An 18,110-nucleotide genomic window follows, 5' to 3' on the forward strand; every position below is an offset into this window, starting at 1 on the left:
TGTTGTTATGAGCGAAGCGATCAAACAGCCTGTGAGCCCTGAAGGCATTATCCAGATGCAGGGCGTCAACAAGTGGTACGGCCAGTTCCATGTGTTGAAAGACATCAACCTCAACGTCAAGCAGGGCGAGCGTATCGTGCTGTGCGGCCCGTCGGGTTCGGGCAAGTCCACCACCATCCGCTGCCTCAACCGTCTGGAAGAGCATCAGCAAGGGCGCATCGTGGTCGATGGCGTGGAGCTGACCAACGACCTCAAGCAGATCGAAGCGATCCGCCGCGAAGTCGGCATGGTGTTCCAGCACTTCAACCTGTTCCCGCACCTGACCATCCTGCAGAACTGCACGCTGGCGCCGATGTGGGTGCGCAAGATGCCCAAGCGCAAGGCTGAAGAAATTGCCATGCATTACCTGGAGCGCGTGCGCATTCCGGAGCAGGCCCACAAGTTTCCGGGGCAACTGTCCGGCGGCCAGCAACAGCGCGTGGCGATTGCCCGTGCGCTGTGCATGAAGCCGAAAATCATGCTGTTCGATGAGCCGACCTCGGCACTCGATCCGGAAATGGTGAAAGAGGTGCTGGACACCATGATCGGCCTGGCCGAAGACGGCATGACCATGTTGTGCGTAACCCACGAAATGGGCTTTGCGCGCACCGTGGCCAATCGCGTGATCTTCATGGACAAGGGCGAGATCGTCGAACAGGCGGCGCCGAATGACTTCTTCGACAACCCGCAGAATGACCGGACCAAGTTGTTCTTGAGCCAGATTTTGCATTGATCGATGTTTGAAACGATAAACCCGGCCTGGTGCCGGGTTTATTTTTGCCTGTCTAGGAGGCCTTGAGGGCTTCCCGCGTTTCGTTGTTGAGGCTGTAAGTGAAGGCGTTGCGCAGGTCTGCGCCTTCGGCCAGTTCGGTGGCGTCGGTGAGCAAGTGGGGGTAACGATCCAGCAGGCGCATCAGCACCATCAACGGTTTTGGCGGCGTAATTTCGCCGCGTTCGTAGCGTGAGAGTGCGTTGTGCCCGCCACCGGAAAGCACCGCTACGGTTTGTTTTTGCGTGAGGTGCAGCTTGCGGCGGATACGCTTTAATTCGGCGCCCATCATGCGCCGGGCGGCGTGGAGCAGATCATCACCGGCCTTGGCATGGCGTTCGCAACTATCGGGGTCATACATGCCGTCTTCGCACACCTGGCATTCCCAGCCCGAGAGATCATCAATGCGCCGCTCCATACCTTTTATGCACAGGGTTTCGCTGCGGCCTTCAAAGCGTGTCATGGCGTCGGGGGCGCCACAGATATAGCAATGTTGGGTGTTCATGGGTTCATCCCTTTGAAGGAGATCACCGGTGGGTTACTGCCGGAGCAGTAAGTGACCTTGATGTAAATCTCCAGACCATGTGAATGGATGTGGTAGACGTCATGCCAGACGCGGTGATCGGCATAGGTGGTCATCGATTTGTACAACATCCTGTTGTGCAGTTTGAAAACGATCGCTTGCATCTCAGTGAGATCAAGGTCGAGAGCCTCTGCGGTTCTCTTTGCCGCCCGTGTGAAAGCCTTGGCACCAAGCCGCCTCACATCCGCCTTTATCACCGCCAGATCGTAATGAGGTGTGTACTTTTCCATAAGACACCTGAGTCCAATAATTACCCTATATGGGTAATTTTACTAATCGAAAATTCAGTTCTTTTTGCCGCTTACGAACCCTAGTGCGTTGCCTTTGTAGGCAAGTCTGAATAGGCTGTAGGAAAATTCATCCTATGATTGGACGAAAGCGCAAAATCCATGACAGACATCGCCCCTCTGATCAAACGTTCCCTGGTTGACCAAGCCCTGGAGCAACTGCGTCGACGCATCACTGAAGGCAAATGGGCCATCGGCGAGCGCCTGCCCACCGAGCCTGAGCTGTCCGCCGAGCTGGGCATCAGCCGCAATACCGTGCGCGAGGCCATGCGTGTATTGGCGTTTTGCGGCTTGATCGAAATTCGCCAGGGCGACGGCAGTTATTTGCGCTCGATGACCGACCCGCTGGGCGCAATGCGGGCGTTGTCCCATTGCACCCTGGAGCAGGCGCAGGAGACCCGGCAGATTCTCGAAGTGGAGGCCATCGGGCTCGCGGCGTTGCGCCGTACCGAGACCGATCTGAGTGCGTTGCGCGACGCCCTCAAGGCCAGCGCCGAGCTGTACCACGGCGACCTGGAGGCTTATATCAGCGCCGACCTGGTGTTCCACAAACACTTGGTGGACGCGGCGCACAACCCGGCACTGAGCGAGCTGTACCAGTACTTCTCTGCCATCGTCGCCGCCCAGTTACGCCAGACCCTGAACATCTCACCGCGTCGTCAGGCCGTGTTTGACCTGCATATCGCCTTGCTCGACGCCGTGGAACAGCAAGATCCGGAACGCGCCAAATCCCTCTGCCGGCAGTTGATCAATGAACCTTGAAACCAAACGCCCGACTGAACTCGAAGAATTATTAATCGACGCCGAAGCCGATGATGACGTGGTGCAGCACACCCCGCCGGTCGTCGCGCGGCCGTGGCTGTTACTGCTGGGCCTGATTCTGGTGGCACTGAACCTGCGCCCGGCATTGTCGAGCATGTCGCCGCTGCTGGCTGAAGTCTCCCGGAGCCTGGGGTTGTCGGCAGCCAAGGCCGGTTTGCTGACCACCTTGCCGGTGCTGTGCCTGGGCCTGTTCGCACCGATGGCGCCGATCCTGGCGCGGCGCTTCGGTGCTGAGCGCGTGGTGCTGGGGATTCTGCTGACGTTGGCTGCCGGGATCATTTTGCGCAGTGCCCTCGGCGAGGTCGGGCTGTTCGCCGGTAGCCTGATTGCCGGTGCAAGTATCGGCATCATCGGCGTGCTGCTGCCGGGCATCGTCAAGCGTGATTTCGCCAAACAGGCCGGCACCATGACCGGCGTGTACACCATGGCGCTGTGCCTGGGCGCCGCATTGGCTGCCGGCTCGACGGTGCCGCTGAGCAAGCATTTCTGTGACAGCTGGAGCATCGGCCTGGGCTTCTGGATTCTGCCAGCGCTGGTGGCGGCGGCGTTCTGGTTGCCACAGGTCGGGCAAAAACATGGTGCCCATCAAGTTGCGTATCGCGTGAAGGGGCTGCTGCGGGATCCGCTGGCCTGGCAGGTAACGGTGTACATGGGCCTGCAATCGTCGCTGGCCTATATCGTGTTCGGTTGGTTGCCATCGATTCTGATCGGCCGCGGCCTTAGCGCGACCCAGGCGGGCCTGGTGCTGTCCGGCTCGGTCATCGTGCAGTTGGCCAGTTCCCTCGCCGCACCTTGGCTGGCCACGCGCGGCAAGGACCAGCGGCTGGCGATTGTGGTGGTGATGCTGTTGACACTCGGCGGCTTGTTCGGCTGCCTGTACGCGCCCCTTGATGGCCTGTGGGGCTGGGCGATCCTGCTGGGCCTCGGCCAGGGAGGCACTTTCAGCCTGGCGCTGACCTTGATCGTGCTGCGCTCGCGCGACTCACATGTCGCGGCCAACCTGTCGAGCATGGCCCAGGGTTTTGGCTACACCCTGGCATCCCTCGGGCCGTTCGCGGTTGGGCTGGTGCATGACTGGACGGGCGGCTGGACGGCCGTAGGCTGGATCTTTGCCGTGATCGGCGTGGGCGCCATCGTCGCCGGGTTGGGCGCGGGCCGTGCGGTGTACGTGGGCGTGCGCAGCGAGAAGGTATAGCGAGATGGCAGGTGAGGAGCAGTAAACCTGCTCCCGTGCCAGGCAAGCTTGGGCGCTACCCAAGCCCTGCGCTTTTCAGGCGTTACAGGTACCGCATTTCCAGGGTGGCCGAACCGTCGATGGGCACTTCGTTACTCAGGTCCATCCCGTCGGTGCGGTTGATGAGGGTTTGCACCTCCAGGTCGGCGACCAGGTCTTTGGTCGGCAGCGGTTGGCTGGCGTCGTTCATGGCGGCGATGGACATGTACAGGCCCGGATCGAGGAACCTTTCCTTGTTCCACGAACTTCCCTGGTCAGTGGAGCCAATGGTCTGCACCGGCACATTGTCGGCGAGCGGGTTACTCAGCATCAAAACGTAATGCCCAAGCTTCTGATCGCCATTGATCAAGCCCAGGCCGTAGTCGCTGGGGTTGTCGGTTGAGCCGACGCGGTTATCCACGCCATACAGGGCGAATGCCGTTGCGGCCTCACAGGTGACGGTCAGGCTCAGCGTATGGTTGCCGATGATGGTGTATTTGGCCGGGTTCAGGTCCTTGGCGGAAATCTTGCCGTGGTCGATCACCCCACCATTGGACAGGCTCGGCGTGCACGCGCTGGGCGTGATCAGGCCCTTGACGGTCAGCTCGGCAGTGGATGCCGCCGAAGCGCCTGTGGAAGTGGCCAGTAATAGCGCAGTGGTCAAGACAGGGAAAAGCTTGTTCATTTAGCGGGTACTCCTAGGGTTGAAAAAGGTGGTGTTACAGATAAGTCACTTCCAGGGTGGCGGAGCCATCCATGCGAATGTCGGTGCTCAAGTCCAGGTTCTGCTTGGCGTTGATCACTGCTTCCAGGGTCAGTGTGCTGTTCAGGGTCTGGATGCCGGAGGGGCCCGCGGTGCTGCCTTCCAAATCGGTAAAACCCAGCAGGCTTTTGGCGCCGATGTCGATTGGGTTGCGGTTGGAGGTGCGCCAGGCCACGCCGCCGGTGGTGGACTCGGTGCCGTAGATGTACGGCACGGCATCGGCCACGGTCTGCTTGGGGTCGAACTTGACCGAGTACACACCGACCTTGTTGCCGCTGCCGTCCAGGCCCAACCCATAGTAAATCTCGCTGTTGACGTGCGCCGTGCCGTCGCGGTTGTCGCGCATGCGCAAGGCGTAGCGGGCGGCGCCGTTGCACGTGACGGTCAGGTTCAGGGACTTGAGCGGCAGCCGTGTGCCGGTTGTGAGGTTAAGGTCTTGCTGGGAGATTTTGCCGAAGTCGACCAACCCTGCGGCTGACAGGGTTGGCGTGCAGGCCATCGGCGTAATCAGCCCATCGACCCTCAGCTCTACGCTGGAAGCGGCGAGGCTCAGCGGGTTGAAGAAGATAAAGGGCGCGAGAATCAGATATCGAAGGGTCATGAGGGGTCCGGGAGCGCTTACAGGTAGGTGATTTCGAGCGTGGCCGAACCGTCGAGCCGAACCTCAGTGCTCAGGTCCAGGCTGTCGAGTGGTGCAACAAATGCCTGCAGGCTCAGTAAAGCGCTCAGGTTTTGCAGGGCCTCGGGGCCCTGGGTGCTGCCGGCCGCCGGGGTAAACCCCAGAAGGCTGCGTGCGCCAACGTCGATGGGACTGCTGTTGGCAATGCTCCAGGCCGAGCCGCCCGTGGTGGAGTCGGTGCGATACACCTGGGAGAAGCTGTCGGCGCTGACCTGGGCAGGGTCGACCGTCAGGTAGTAGCGCCCGATTTTCTGCCCGCGTGTATCCACGCCCAAGCCATAGGCGGTTTCATCCAGGCCGCCGGTGGCGGAGCCGTCGCGGTTGTCTTTCATGACCAGGGCAAACGGGGTCGGCCCGTCACAGGCCACCGTGAGCGTCAGCGGCCGGGCCGGCAGGCGTGTGTCCTGATCGTGGCTCAAGTCGTTGATCGACAGCTTGCCAAAGCTCACCGTCCCCCCGTTGGACAGCCCGGGCGTGCAGGCCGCCGGCGCAAAGTGCGCTTGCAGGCGCAGCGCCTGCGAGCGCCCGGAGGCGGCAGCCTCGATCCGTCCGGTGGTGTCCCAGGTGACAGCATCGCGCACAGGCGTCGCGCGCTCCTCGGCATAGGCACTGACTGCCAGTTGCAGGGAGAAACTGCGGCCATGCGCGGGCAGGCCGTTGAGCATCGGTACCATGCCATGCTCGGGGCGCCAGTCCAGGGACTGGGCGCTGGCAATCGGCGGCTGGCCGCTGGCCGCCAGCAAACCCAGCGCTACAGCGCGGCCGTCCAGCAGGCCACCGTGTACGTGCACGCGGTAGCTGCCGCCCTGGGTGAAGCGCAAACGCTCGGCGCTGGCGGCCAGGCCGCGGTAGAACACGCTGAGGTCGCTGGTCTGCGGGCAGTCCAGGGTCATGCTCAGGCGCCGTTCACCCAGCAGTCGTTCAGGGCCGTGTGCCGGGTCAATGGTGCGACGAATCGAGCCAAAATCCAGCAGCGACTCACTCACGTCCAGTCGGCAATCGTTCTGGGCCTGGGCGGTGCCCGTCAGTAGCAGGGCGGCGAGGCAGTAATGACGTTTCACGAGAGTCCTCACAGGGTCAGGCAACGGGCGGGTGCGGTTTCGAAATACACGTCGGGGTCGGCCTTTTGCGGCAGCTCAAAACGCAGGGCGCAACGCGGCTGCCCAGGGCCCTTGATCCATAGCGGGCGAGGGTCGAGCACATTGGGCAGGAATACCTGGTTGCCCTCCTGCACCAGCGTGACGAACTCGCCGCCGTCGGTGGTGACCGTCGCGCCACGTGGCACCGGCCGGTCAAGGGTCAGCAAGGCCCGACGTGTCAGGGCGACGCCGAACTCAAGCCGGTCGACGGCGCCGCGCCCTGCCGACACCACGGCCAGGCCATTGCTGATGTCGGCATTGCGCGGCAACGAGCGCGTCTGCACTTCCACCGGGCTACGGCCATAGGCGCTGATCTGCGGCACCACGGCCTGGCCTTGCCAGTCGGTCCACACCGGGCCGCTTGGCGTACTGACTTTGACGCCGGACATCTGGCCCACCGCCAGCAGCGCAAACGTGTCGCGCACCGGGTAGGGCGACAAGGTCACGCCGTCGCCATGCACCACCACACCGCCGCGCGCGCCGCCCTGGTAGCTGGAACGCGCGTCGCTGGAGCGGCTGTAGTTGAAGTCCAGCTGGCTGTAGAACGGCAGGGCCGAAACCCCGAGGGACGACTCGACCTCGCGGTCGCGGCTGTCATGTTCAATGCCCAGCCGATAGGCCAGTTGGTCGTTGAGCGGTTCGTTGAGGCCGATGCCGATGCGGTGCTCGCCCCCGGAGTTACGCACCCAGGTGCGGCCTCGACGGTTCTCGCCCAGGGGCAGGCTGAGGTTCAGGTACAGGCTGTCATCGTTGTAACGGCGGCCGCCCATCTGCCATTCGGCGGTGGCGGACAGCGATACGCCGCCCACTTGCGTGCCCCACGACGCCAGTGCCCGGCTGCTGCTGTCGCCGGCAAAGGAGGCGGCGCGCGACACGCCGAGGCTGAATGCTCCCAGCCATGGATGCGCCCAGGAGACTGTGGCGCTTTGCTGATCGCGGTAGCGTGAGCGCTGCTGCTCGCGGGTATGGGCGGTGTAGGTCGATTCGGTGAGGTCGCGATAGCCCTCGCTGCGCCAGGCATTGGCGGCGCTGATGGCCCAGCGTTCACCCATTTGCTGAGACCACGAGAGGTCCACCTGCACGCCGCGCGCTTGCGCCTGGCGGGTTGCCTCGGCGACCACCACAGCCCCTTGCAACTGGCTGTTCTGCCAGGGCAGCACACCCAGGTTGGCACCGGCCGAGCGATAGTCTTCGGCCGCCAGCAGGCCGCTGCCAAGAGTGATCAGTGGGTGGACTGCAGCCGTCCACCCGGCGCTGACCACCCAGGGTTCGGCGCCATTGCTGTCGCCGATGTTGCGCACCGTGCCTGCGGCCACGGCGTAACCCGGTGCCGGCAGACCCAGGCCCAGCATCGCCGCCGGCACGCTGAAACGCCGTTCTTCGCCGGAGGCTTCCTTGACCGTCACTTCCACATCGGAGCGCCCGTTCAGGCGCGGCACATGGCTCAGGGAAAACGGCCCCGCGGGAACCACTGTGGAGTGAACCAACGCACCGTTTTGCCGCACCTCTACCTGGGCCGGGCCGTTGGCGATGCCATCGATCGTCGCGCCCTGATCCTGGTCTTGCAGCGCCTGCTCGGTGAGCACTTGCACGCCGGTGATCGGGGCTCCCGCCAGCACCGGGTTGTAGAGGTTGATCTGCCCGGCCTGCAATACCGCCTGCTGGCGGGCGAAGGTCCGTTGGGCGTAGGCGTCCAGGTGGTTGCTGCGCGAGGCGCCATCCTGCCAGGTCTGTACCTGGCGGCTGCGCACGATCCAGTCGCCGGCGTTAAAGCCGACTTCGGTATTGGCCGAGCCAAACCGGCTGCTGCTGTCGCCGAACACGTTGTGCAGGCCGGTCACATCGTAGTTGAGCAAGGCTGCGAAACCGCCGGTGCTGTAGCCGGAAACGTCCTGTGGCGCAACGCGCAACGCCTGCGTGGGCACTACCAGCGACAGAGCCAGGCTGGCCGGGTCGGATTCGATCACCGTCTGGGGGTAGTGCTCGACGAAGGCGTGGCAGGCGTCAACGCGGCGTGGCGGTGCGACCAGCTGACCGGCTTGCAACAAGGCGGCGTCAAAGCACAATGCGCCGTGGTCATCGAAGCTGACGTCGACCCGACCGCGCCGTTGGCCGTTGACCTCCAGGTTGACGGCGTGGCGGCCGCGGGTAAAGCGCGGCGTGTCCAGCAGCAGGCTGGCCAGGTGCGGGTCGATGCCACGCTGGTGCAGGGTCTGGTGGTCGAACGAACCGGTTGACGGCGCGTCGTCTGCCCAGGCCTGTTCGGCCAGCAGCAGATGGCTGAGCGCCCATGCGATGCCGCCCAGTTGCACGAGTGACGGGCGCGGCATAACGCCGGACAGGGCTTCGCCGTCACGGTAATTCATGACTGTGTTCACACAATTACACTCGTTTGATGGAAGCCCGAGGCGAGGGTTTCGGACGCGCCAGGCGGTCTTCCCGGTGACCTTCGCAGGAGGTCACTTCGTTTTATAGAGGCGTCGCCGCAGGTCGACGCGGTGGGATCAAGGCGTGATGGGCGCCTCGTAGGGCGCGACAGCAAAGCCATACACCGTGGCCGGCTGCAGGCGCACTGACGTCGCCCCCGTACCCTGGGCCGCGACCGTCAGGGTTTCTCCCGGCAGTACGTACGTGCGCGGCAGCAAGGTCGAGCCGTTGCCGGGCAACAGCCGCACCGCCTGCGCAAGGCGCACCACGTACGGTGTGGGGTTGCGCACGCTGAGCCGGTCGCCGTCCAGGTGCCAGGTCAGGCCCAGCCACGGCTCACGGTTGGGTGCCAGCCCCTTGGGATGCAGGATCACCGGCAGGTTCTGGCGCACCGTGACGCCCACTTGGGCACGCGCGGCCTCGGCGCCGGTACGTTGCTGGGGCATGCCTTCGAAGACCACCCGTTTGAGCCGTTGGGTCTGCAACGGCTCGTCCGCTTGCAAGATGAACCGCACCAGCTGACGCTTGCCGGGCTCCACCCGCGACAGCGGCGGAGTGACGAACAGCAAGGTGGCCTGGTCTTCGGGGATGTCTTCGAGGGTCACGTGCAACAGGGCCAGTTTGCTGTCGGTATTGGTCACGGACACGGCCGCTTCGCCGTCCGCCTCGTGCACGATGACCACCGAGGTGTCCGGCACCATACCGTCGGCCAGCGCCGCGGCAGAGCACCATAAAGCGAGGCCGGCACAACCGGCGCGTATCCAGGAAACATGCATCGTCATCTGAGGACTCATTCACTAAGGGTTACAGGTACTTGAGGTCCAGGGTGATCGAACCTTGCAAAGGCACTTCTTGCTTCAGCGTCAGGCTATTGGCCGGGCTGATGGCGGTGTCCACCCGCAGGCTGGCGACCAGTTGCCTGATGGGGATGGGCACCAGCGTGTCGAGGTGGGCAAAACCCATGGCGTGCCTGGGATGTGCATTGGGCTCGGGGTGCCAGGTGCTCCCGCCGTCCGCGGAGCTGATCACCTTCAGGGCGCCGCCGTCGCCCACCGGCCCGCGCAATGACAAACCCACCGACCCCAGGCGTTCGCTCGGCGCATGAACGTTCATGCCCAAGCCGTACAGAACGTCGGGTTTCACAGAGGAGTCCGGCTGATTGTCGATACCCACCAGTGCAAACAGCGTCGGCCCTTCACAGTTGATGCTCAGGCCCATTTGCCGGCTGGGCAGTGACGTGAATTCACTCGGTCTCAAGGTGCGCGCCGGGATCTTGCCGTAATCGATCAGGCCGCTGTCGGACAGCGACACGGTGCACGCTTGGGGTGTGATCCGGCCGGTAACGCTCAGGTCCACGGTTGAGGCGGCGAAGGCCGGCGTCAGGTGCAAGGCGAACAGCGTGAGCGCCCGGGTGATGGTCGATGGGTTCATTGCGTCGTTATCACAGTGGGGGGTGGGTGCCGCCAGTTACAGGTACAGCACTTCAACGGTGGCATCGCCATCGATGGCCACTTCGTGGGTAACGTCATCCTGCTGGTGGGGGCAATCACGCCGCCCACGCAAGGTCGGGCTTACCAGTACTTCACTTGCAGCGTGGCATGACCATCGATGGGCATTTCATCCACCAGGTTCAGGTCGGTGCCTTTTACCAGGGTGGTGAAGGCGCTGAGTCGGGCGGTCAACACCTTCACGGCGATCGGGGCGTTAAGGTTGTCGGCGGCGGCGAAAGCGGTCAGCCCGGCATGGCCCAGGTACGTCGAAGGACGCCAGTCGGCACCGCCGTTGCTGGATAAGAGGGTGCGCACCGGCACGTTGTCGGCGACCGCATCCAGTACGCTGAACGCCACGCTGCCCAGCATCTGGTCGTCATTGACCCTGCCCAGGCCATGGCTCGCCGGGTGGATGGCTGATGTGCCGGAGCGGTTGTCGACGGTGGTCAGGGTGAACAGGGTTTCTGCCTCGCAGGTGACCTCCAATTGCAGGTTGACGGTCTCCAGGCGGGTAGGCAGTTGGGGATCGAGGTCCTTCACCGTCAACCTGCCATGATCGACGACGCCACCACTGGACAGGTTGGGCATGCAGGCGCTGGGCGTGATCAGGCCGGTGATCCTAAGGTCAGTGGCGCTGGAGGCAAATGCCTGGGGAATGACGGCCATCAGCGCCGTGAACACTGGGGCGAGGGTGCGATGGTTCATGTAAAACCTCCAAGTAGGGCGATGCGCGCGAGGCTGATCCGATGCGTCATGGCATCGGGTCAGCGAGCCTTGTTTACAGGTACTTCACTTCGATCGTGGCGGAGCCGTCGAGGGGCACTTCATTGCTAAGGTTCAGGTCTTGCGCAGGCACAATCTGGGTCATGACGGCCAAGTCAGTGATCAGGTCCTGAATAGGCACGGGGACATACAGGCCACCGGAAACACCGCCGAAACCGGCCAGGTTGCCGCTGTACCAATATTCACCATCAATCGCGCTCCAGGTTTGTCCGCCGTTGTTGGACTCAAGGGGTATGACGCCGACGTTGTCCGCAACCGGGTTCACCAGCTCAAGGTGGTAGGTGCCGATTTTCTGCGTGTTATCGATCAAGCCCAGCCCATAGCCCGTCGCAACGACAGCTGAGGACGCTCGGTTGTCGTTGCCGTTCAAGCCAAACAAGGTCTGTGCATCGCAGTTCACACGCATCTGCAAGGTCACGGCTGGCAGATCAGTGGGGGTGCCTTGATTGAGGTCCTTGGCGGAAATCTTGCCGTGATCGACGATGCCGTTGGCGGACAAGGTTGGCGTGCAGGCACTCGGGGTGATCAGGCCTTTGACGATCAACTCCACCGAGCTTGCGGCAACAGCCGGGCCTTGATGAGCGGCCACTAAAAAGAGGGCGAGTGCTGCTAGGGACTTATTCATGTCGTGAGGTTCCGGTGCAAGGATTGCTGACTGTGCCTCAGGGCAAACAGCCATGTGTGTTGCGACCGTGGGGAGGACAGGCCGCGCCCCTCATTGGGGTGCGGCGAATTTATAGAGGGGGGCAAGGCGGGGAAATACAACAAATACGAGAGTAGGCGGATAGCGCAAAGGCGCATTCGCTTATGTCAGAACCGGCTGTTGTTTACGTAGGAATTGTGAAGTTTCGTAGTTTTTGTATCGTCCAGGCGCAGTCATTCGAATACGTTTTGCGCCGCTGAGCCGTCATAAAAAAATCAAAAAGATGGTTCAGAATGCCGCGCCCGATCGGCCAGAGCGCGGCCGTTTCCTGCACGCATGGCGTGCCATCATCGTCCGTCGATACGGTAAGTTGAGGTAGTCATGTCATCAGGCATTCCCCCAGGCAGCAGGGGTGGGGATGAGCCGCGGGCGTTGACCACCGCGCCTGCCTGTTGGCAACGGCTCAAGGTGTTGGTTGTTGACGACCATCCAGCCTACTGCCTGCTGATGAGCGGAACCCTTGACCGCCTCGGCCTGGGTCACCAAGCGTGCAGGGACGGGCGAGCTGCGCTGGCCGCCCTGGACGTGCAGCACTTTGATCTGATTCTGACCGACTGCCAGATGCCGCTCATGGACGGCTATGCCATGACGCGCGAAATCCGCCGCCGCGAACGTGAGGCGCTGTCGACGCGACTGCCCATCATCGGCCTGACCTCAAACCTGGGCCCTGACGAAGTCCGCCTGTGCCTGGAAGCCGGCATGGACGCGTGGCTGATCAAACCGCTGACTTTTTTGCAGCTGCACCACGTCTTGGTCTATTGGCTGGACCAAGCCCACGTGGGCGCATTCGAGCAGGGCACAAAGGCACAGGCATTGGTCGGGCAAAAAGGCTGGCCAACCCGTACGACGCTGGTGCAAATGTTTGGCCGCAGCGAAGTGGTGGACAGCATGCTTGGCAGCCTGATCCATGAAGCTCGCCAAGACCTGCGCGCGCTGTCGGGCGCGGTGATGCGCCTCGATGGCGCCGAAACCGTTCAACACCTGCACCGGTTGATTGGCAGCGTGGCCTTTCTGGGCGTCACCTCGCTGGAAAAACGCGGCCTGCAACTGATGACGCGGGTAAGTGGCGACGGCGTGGCCACGCATGCCCGCGACTTGATCCGGTTGCGCCAGGACCTGGTGCGTTACCTGGCTTACTTGTCGGCGCTTTGAAGACGCAGGCTTTCATCGGGGGTGAAGGAAGATTTCGCCCTGAGCTGTAGCTTCTTTCTGACGGCCTGCTCTGTTTGTTTTGTAGGTATAACTCTCGACAGCCACGAATGCTGCACGGGCTGCCCTGGCTGGTTTTCTTGGCGGTTGTTGCCGGCCACATCCGGCGCTATTTTGCGTAGGTCAAGTTGCCATCATGGTGGGTCTCATGCTTCGCGTAATAATTGCTGACGATCATCCGATTGTGCGTATCGGCCAAAAAGTCGTGATCGAGGCCAGTGGAAAGTGCAAGGTGGTCGGCGAGGCCGACGGCCCCGATCAACTGCTGGCGGTGCTCGACAGCACGCCTTGTGACCTGCTGGTGACCGACTTTGCCATGCCGGGCAATCAGCAGGCTGATGGGTACGGCCTGTTGAGCCTGATGCAACGCCAATACCCGCGATTGCCAGTGATTCTGGTGACCATGTTCGCCAACATCGCCACGCTGCGCGCTTCCTTCGCACAAGGCGCGCGGGCCATCGTGGCCAAGAGTGCCTCAGCCAGGGAGTTGCCGCAGGCCATCAAGGCCGTGAGCGAAGGCCATACCTTTGTCAGCGAAAGCCTGCGGGTGCAGTTGGTGGAAGCTGGCACCGGCGACCAGCAAGCCGTGCCGCAGTTGTCCGGCAAAGAGCGTGAAGTGGTGCGCATGCTCGCCAGCGGTATGACCGTCAGCCAGATCGCCGCCCGGGTCAATCGCAGCATCTCGACCATCAGCAAGCAAAAAAGCACGGCCATGAGCCGGTTGTGCATCTCCACCGACGTGGATTTGTTCGCCTACGCCCGCAGCAGTGGCATGGTGCCGTAAGCGTGGTCATTTGCGCGGCGAATGTCGGTAGCCTTACCGGCGCTGGCGGCTTATCGTGCGCCTACCTTTTCGATGCCTGCGGAGCCTGCCCATGAGTGATGCCCACAACGCCCTGATCACCGAGTTCTACAGTGCCTTCCAGCGCCTGGATGCCGAAGGCATGGCCGCCTGCTACACCGACGATGTGGTGTTCAGCGATCCCGCGTTCGGCGAGCTGCGTGGCCGTGACGCAGGTGACATGTGGCGCATGCTCACCACCCGCGCCAAGGATTTTTCCCTGACCTTCGACCACGTGCGCAGCGATGAGATCACCGGCAGCGCGCATTGGGTGGCGACGTACCTGTTCAGCGCCACCGGCAACACGGTGGTCAACGATATCGGCGCGCGGTTTGTGTTTCGCGATGGCAAGATCTGCGAGCACCACGATCACTTCGACCTGTGGCGCTGGTCGCGCCAGGCCCTGGGCCTCAAGGGGTTGTTGTTGGGTTGGTCGCCTGCGCTGAAAAACGCCGTGCGCGCCCAGGCGCTTAAAGGCCTGAGGGCATTTCAGGCCGGTCGTTGATAAGATTGGCGCTCCTCTGGTTTGCCGAAACGACCTGTGACTGATCTTCCTGAACCCAAACCCTGGTTTGTCTACCTGGTGCGCGCGGCCAATGGCTCGCTGTATTGCGGCATCAGCAATGACCCGGTGCGCCGCTTTGCTTCTCACCAAAGCGGCAAGGGCGCGCGGTTCTTTTTGTCCAGCCCCGCGGTGGCATTGGTGTACACCGAGCAATGCGCGAGCAAGGGCGAGGCGTTGCGCCAGGAGCGGCTGATCAAAAAGCTCAAGAAGAGCGCCAAGGAGTGCCTGGCGGCGAGCGGTTCATTGATTTGACTGATGGGTTCCCATCGCCCGCATGTGGGGCGTTGCAGGCTAAGCTAGCGGCTCACTTACTTGAGCGGAGCCTGGCATGTCTGAGTTGATCCTGCACCACTACCCGCAATCCCCCTTTGCTGAAAAAGCCCGCCTGATGCTGGGCTTCAAGGGCTTGTCCTGGCGCTCGGTGTTTATCTCGCCGGTGATGCCCAAGCCTGACCTCACGGCCCTCACCGGCGGTTATCGCAAGACGCCAGTGCTGCAAGTCGGCGCCGATATCTACTGCGACACCGCCTTGATCGCCCACCGCCTCGAGCAGGAAAAGTCCGCGCCGGCGCTGTTTCCCCAAGGCCTGGAGCTGGTCACGCAAAGCTTCGCCGCGTGGGCCGATTCGTTGGTGTTCTCGCATGCCGTGGCGCTGGTGTTCCAGCCCGAATCCCTGGCCGTCAAGTTCGCCAAGGTGCCGCCGCAGATGCTTGACGTGCTGGTGGCGGACCGCGCCAAACTGTTCAGCGGCGGCACTGCCACCCGCGTGCAATTGGATCGGGCCAAGCACCAATGGCCGACGATCATCAGCCGCATCGATCAGCAATTGCAGCACCAGGCAGGTGACTTCCTGTTTGGCGAGCCGTCGATTGCCGACTTTGCCCTGGCGCATCCGTTGTGGTTCCTCAAAGGCTCGTCGGTGACGGCGCCGCTGGTGGATGCCTATCCCGCCGTCGCTGCCTGGCTGGACCGTGTACTGAGCTTCGGCCATGGCACTGCCAGCGAGATGAGCGCCGAACAGGCCTTGGAAGTGGCGCGTAACGCGACGCCTGCGGCCTTGCCGGATGAACTGTTCGAGGACTTGAATGGCTTCAAGCCGGGCCAGCAGGTGAGCATTTGCGCCACCGACTACGGCACCGATCTGGTGGCCGGCGAGTTGCTGTTCGCCGGGCGTGAGGAGTTGATCCTGCGGCGTACCGATGAACGCGGCGGCACCGTGCATGTGCATTTCCCACGGTTGGGGTTCCGCATTCAGGCGCAGTAAATAAAATTATTTTCAAAACAATGTGAGGTAAATCCACCGCCCATCCGTGTAGTGCTTGAAACTGCGATCTATTCGCATTAACAGCGTTTTCTACACGGGTTCTCACAGCATGAAATCGACGGCGGGCGGTTGGGTAAAACAGTGGCTGGGAGCCTCGGTACTGGCGGTGTCGGGGCTGGCGTTGCTGCCCCTGGCCGTGGCGCAGGCGCAGGAGCAGCAAAGCGCCCAGTTCAACTTTGCGCTGGCAGCCAAGCCGCTGCCCCAGGCCCTGAGTGATTTCAGCCGCGTCACCGGGATCAGCGTGATCTATACCGATGAAGCGCCCTACGGTCTCAGCGCCCCTGCCGTCAGCGGGCAAATGAGTGCGACCCAGGCCCTGCAACGCCTGCTCGGCCACTCAGGCTTTACCTTCCGCCAGATCGACGCCCACACCTTGGCCCTTGAACCTGTGCCCACCGACGGCGCGGTCAACCTCGGCGCCACCACCATCAGCGGCGCCGGCCAGGCCCAGGACAGCACCAGTTACCAGCCACCGCCCACCAGCTCGGTGATGCGCTCCCATGGCCTGTTGCTGGAAACCCCGCAAACCGTCAACGTGGTGCCCGCCCAAGTGCTGCGCGACCAGACCCCGCGTAACCTGGATGACGCCCTCGCCAATATCAGCGGCATCACCCAGGCCAACACCTTGGCCAGTACCCAGGATGCGGTGATGCTGCGCGGGTTTGGCGATAACCGTAATGGCTCGATCATGCAAGACGGTATGCCCGTGGTGCAGGGGCGTGCGTTGAACTCCACCGCCGAGCGCGTTGAAGTGCTCAAGGGCCCGTCGTCATTGTTGTACGGTATTCAAGACCCGGGTGGCGTGGTCAATATCGTCAGCAAAAAGCCGGAACTGACCCAATCCACCTCCCTGACCGCACGTGGCTCGACCTTCGGCGACGGCAAGAATGGCAGTGGCGGTAACCTCGATACCACCGGCCCGATTGGCGACAGCGGCCTGGCGTACCGGCTGATCGTCGACCATGAAGACGAAGATTACTGGCGCAATTTCGGCACCCACCGCGAGACGCTGGTGGCGCCGTCCCTGGCCTGGTACGGCGACACCACCAAAGTGGTCTTCGCCTACGAGCACCGCGAATTCCTCTCGCCGTTCGACCGTGGCACCGCCATCGACCCCAAGACCAATCACCCGCTGAACATCCCCGCGACCCGGCGCCTGGATGAGCCGTTCAACAACATGGAAGGCCGCTCCGACCTGTATCGCCTGGAAGTCGACCACGACTTGAACGACGACTGGAAGGCGCACTTGGGCTACAGCTGGAACCGCGAGACCTATGATGCCAGCCAGGTGCGCACGGTTTCGGTCAATTCCAACGGCACCCTGACCCGCAGCATGGACGGCACACGGGGGGCGCTGACCACCGATCGTTTTGCCACAATGAGCCTGGAAGGCAGCGTCAACGTCGGTGGCATGCAGCATGACCTGGTGTTCGGCCTGGACGATGAGTACCGCAAGATCTACCGCGCCGACTTGATCCGCCAGGCGCAACGCAGCGCCTTCAGCTACCTCGATCCGGTCTATGGCAGGGACGTGCAAGGCACCACCGTCAGTGCCAAGGACAGCGCCCAGACGGACCTGCTGCGCAGCGACTCACTGTTTTTCCAGGACGCCATTCACCTGACCGATCAGTGGATCCTGGTGGGCGGTGTGCGCTATCAGATGTATGACCAGTACGCCGGCAAGGGTGTGCCGTTCACGGCCAACACCAACGGCAATGGCCAGGCGTGGGTGCCGCGCGCCGGCCTGGTGTACCGCTACACGGATGAGTTGTCGTTCTACGGCAGCTACACCGAATCGTTCAAACCCAACTCCACCATCGCCGCCCTGGCTGACGGCAGCACCTTGACCGGCGACCTCACGCCTGAGGAGTCCAAGTCGTGGGAGCTGGGGGCCAAGCTCGACATCCCGGGGCGTATTACCGCCAGCGCGGCGTTGTTCAATATTGATAAACGCAACGTGCTGGTCTCGGTGGGATCAGGAGCCAACACCGTTTACAGCATTGCCGGCCAGGTGCGCTCCCGTGGCCTGGAGCTGGACGCCACCGGCCAGTTGACCGACCAATGGAGCGTGATCGGCAGCTACGCCTACACCGATGCGCTCGACACCAAGGACAAAGACCCGACGCTTGAGGGCAACCGCCTGCAAAACGTGGCCAAGCACACGGGCTCGCTGTCGGCGGTCTATGATTTCGGCACTATTTTCGGTGGCGACCAACTGCGGTTGGGCGCAGGCGCCCGTTATGTCGGCGAGCGCGCAGGCGATGCCGCCAACGATTTCAACCTGCCGGGCTACACCGTCGCCGACGCGTTTGCCACCTATGACACCAAGATCGAAGGCCAGAAGGTCAAGTTCCAGCTCAACGTGAAGAACCTGTTCGATCGCACGTACTACACCTCGGCCGCGAGCCGGGTGTTTGTATCGCTGGGCGATGCGCGGCAGGTGTCAGTGTCCAGCACGCTTCAGTTTTAATCTG

At 62.6% G+C, this 18,110-nt stretch carries 19 protein-coding genes; 9 read left to right on the forward strand and 10 right to left on the reverse strand.

From position 1 onward, the window contains the following. Window positions 1-7: 7 nt before the first annotated feature. Complete coding sequence (locus tag ABWL43_RS05110) at window positions 8-772, forward strand: amino acid ABC transporter ATP-binding protein (RefSeq protein ID WP_003171943.1); 765 nt, start codon at window positions 8-10, stop codon at window positions 770-772. Window positions 773-824: 52 nt separating this feature from the next. Here the strand turns inward: ABWL43_RS05110 and ABWL43_RS05115 are convergent, their stop codons facing one another. Beyond that, window positions 825-1,313: a type II toxin-antitoxin system MqsA family antitoxin gene (locus ABWL43_RS05115; RefSeq protein WP_262210622.1), complete on the reverse strand. Its 489-nt coding sequence runs from the start codon at window positions 1,311-1,313 to the stop codon at window positions 825-827. Beyond that, window positions 1,310-1,621, reverse strand: a complete 312-nt coding sequence (locus ABWL43_RS05120; RefSeq protein WP_145161294.1) for a type II toxin-antitoxin system MqsR family toxin — start codon at window positions 1,619-1,621, stop codon at window positions 1,310-1,312. The genes ABWL43_RS05115 and ABWL43_RS05120 overlap by 4 nt, the downstream gene beginning before the upstream one ends. A 159-nt stretch (window positions 1,622-1,780) precedes the next feature. Between ABWL43_RS05120 and ABWL43_RS05125 the strand changes: the two genes are divergently transcribed. Continuing rightward, window positions 1,781-2,440: a FadR/GntR family transcriptional regulator gene (locus ABWL43_RS05125; RefSeq protein ID WP_404487001.1), complete on the forward strand. Its 660-nt coding sequence runs from the start codon at window positions 1,781-1,783 to the stop codon at window positions 2,438-2,440. After that, window positions 2,430-3,695, forward strand: a complete 1,266-nt coding sequence (locus ABWL43_RS05130) for a CynX/NimT family MFS transporter (protein WP_145161298.1) — start codon at window positions 2,430-2,432, stop codon at window positions 3,693-3,695. Before ABWL43_RS05125 ends, ABWL43_RS05130 begins: the two co-directional genes overlap by 11 nt. Window positions 3,696-3,777: 82 nt before the next feature. On the opposite strand, the gene ABWL43_RS05135 is transcribed toward ABWL43_RS05130, so the two are convergent. From ABWL43_RS05135 to ABWL43_RS05170, 8 genes are all read right to left on the reverse strand, one after another. After that, window positions 3,778-4,398 carry a DUF1120 domain-containing protein gene (locus ABWL43_RS05135; RefSeq protein ID WP_145161300.1) on the reverse strand — a complete coding sequence of 207 codons (621 nt, stop codon included), beginning with the start codon at window positions 4,396-4,398 and terminating at the stop codon, window positions 3,778-3,780. Between the two features lie 34 nt (window positions 4,399-4,432). Next, window positions 4,433-5,077, reverse strand: coding sequence for a DUF1120 domain-containing protein (locus ABWL43_RS05140; protein ID WP_262210618.1), 645 nt, complete (start codon window positions 5,075-5,077; stop codon window positions 4,433-4,435). A 17-nt stretch (window positions 5,078-5,094) separates the two neighbouring features. After that, window positions 5,095-6,216: a DUF1120 domain-containing protein gene (locus tag ABWL43_RS05145; RefSeq protein WP_262210616.1), complete on the reverse strand. Its 1,122-nt coding sequence runs from the start codon at window positions 6,214-6,216 to the stop codon at window positions 5,095-5,097. 8 nt (window positions 6,217-6,224) lie between these two features. Beyond that, window positions 6,225-8,672 carry a fimbria/pilus outer membrane usher protein gene (locus ABWL43_RS05150; RefSeq protein ID WP_404487005.1) on the reverse strand — a complete coding sequence of 816 codons (2,448 nt, stop codon included), beginning with the start codon at window positions 8,670-8,672 and terminating at the stop codon, window positions 6,225-6,227. A 126-nt stretch (window positions 8,673-8,798) separates the two neighbouring features. Beyond that, window positions 8,799-9,497 (reverse strand): fimbria/pilus chaperone family protein, encoded by a 699-nt coding sequence (locus tag ABWL43_RS05155; RefSeq protein WP_404488371.1) that lies wholly within the window; start codon window positions 9,495-9,497, stop codon window positions 8,799-8,801. A 28-nt stretch (window positions 9,498-9,525) separates the two neighbouring features. Beyond that, complete coding sequence (locus ABWL43_RS05160; RefSeq protein ID WP_404487007.1) at window positions 9,526-10,152, reverse strand: DUF1120 domain-containing protein; 627 nt, start codon at window positions 10,150-10,152, stop codon at window positions 9,526-9,528. Between the two features lie 140 nt (window positions 10,153-10,292). After that, a complete protein-coding gene (locus ABWL43_RS05165) occupies window positions 10,293-10,916 on the reverse strand; it encodes a DUF1120 domain-containing protein (RefSeq protein ID WP_404487009.1) in 624 nt (207 codons plus the stop codon). 73 nt (window positions 10,917-10,989) lie between these two features. Then, window positions 10,990-11,619: a DUF1120 domain-containing protein gene (locus ABWL43_RS05170; RefSeq protein ID WP_145161312.1), complete on the reverse strand. Its 630-nt coding sequence runs from the start codon at window positions 11,617-11,619 to the stop codon at window positions 10,990-10,992. Window positions 11,620-12,069: 450 nt separating this feature from the next. Between ABWL43_RS05170 and ABWL43_RS05175 the strand changes: the two genes are divergently transcribed. The 6 genes from ABWL43_RS05175 to ABWL43_RS05200 all read left to right on the forward strand — a co-directional run bounded on the left by ABWL43_RS05175 (window position 12,070) and on the right by ABWL43_RS05200 (window position 18,106). Beyond that, the gene (locus ABWL43_RS05175; protein WP_242194565.1) at window positions 12,070-12,849 is read left to right on the forward strand and encodes a response regulator; all 780 of its coding nucleotides are present in this window, start codon (window positions 12,070-12,072) and stop codon (window positions 12,847-12,849) included. Window positions 12,850-13,054: 205 nt separating this feature from the next. After that, on the forward strand, window positions 13,055-13,690 hold the full coding sequence (locus ABWL43_RS05180; protein ID WP_145161315.1) for a response regulator transcription factor: 636 nt from the start codon (window positions 13,055-13,057) through the stop codon (window positions 13,688-13,690). A gap of 91 nt (window positions 13,691-13,781) precedes the next feature. Continuing rightward, a complete protein-coding gene (locus ABWL43_RS05185) occupies window positions 13,782-14,252 on the forward strand; it encodes a nuclear transport factor 2 family protein (RefSeq protein WP_404487012.1) in 471 nt (156 codons plus the stop codon). A 36-nt stretch (window positions 14,253-14,288) separates the two neighbouring features. Then, window positions 14,289-14,564, forward strand: coding sequence for a GIY-YIG nuclease family protein (locus ABWL43_RS05190; protein ID WP_025855645.1), 276 nt, complete (start codon window positions 14,289-14,291; stop codon window positions 14,562-14,564). A 76-nt stretch (window positions 14,565-14,640) separates the two neighbouring features. Next, window positions 14,641-15,576 (forward strand): glutathione S-transferase family protein, encoded by a 936-nt coding sequence (locus ABWL43_RS05195; RefSeq protein WP_145161319.1) that lies wholly within the window; start codon window positions 14,641-14,643, stop codon window positions 15,574-15,576. 109 nt (window positions 15,577-15,685) lie between these two features. Further along, window positions 15,686-18,106: a TonB-dependent receptor gene (locus tag ABWL43_RS05200; RefSeq protein ID WP_262210605.1), complete on the forward strand. Its 2,421-nt coding sequence runs from the start codon at window positions 15,686-15,688 to the stop codon at window positions 18,104-18,106. Window positions 18,107-18,110: the final 4 nt, after the last annotated feature.

Origin of the sequence: Pseudomonas sp. HT11 (genome assembly GCF_044875395.1) — a bacterium.
GTDB lineage: Bacteria > Pseudomonadota > Gammaproteobacteria > Pseudomonadales > Pseudomonadaceae > Aquipseudomonas.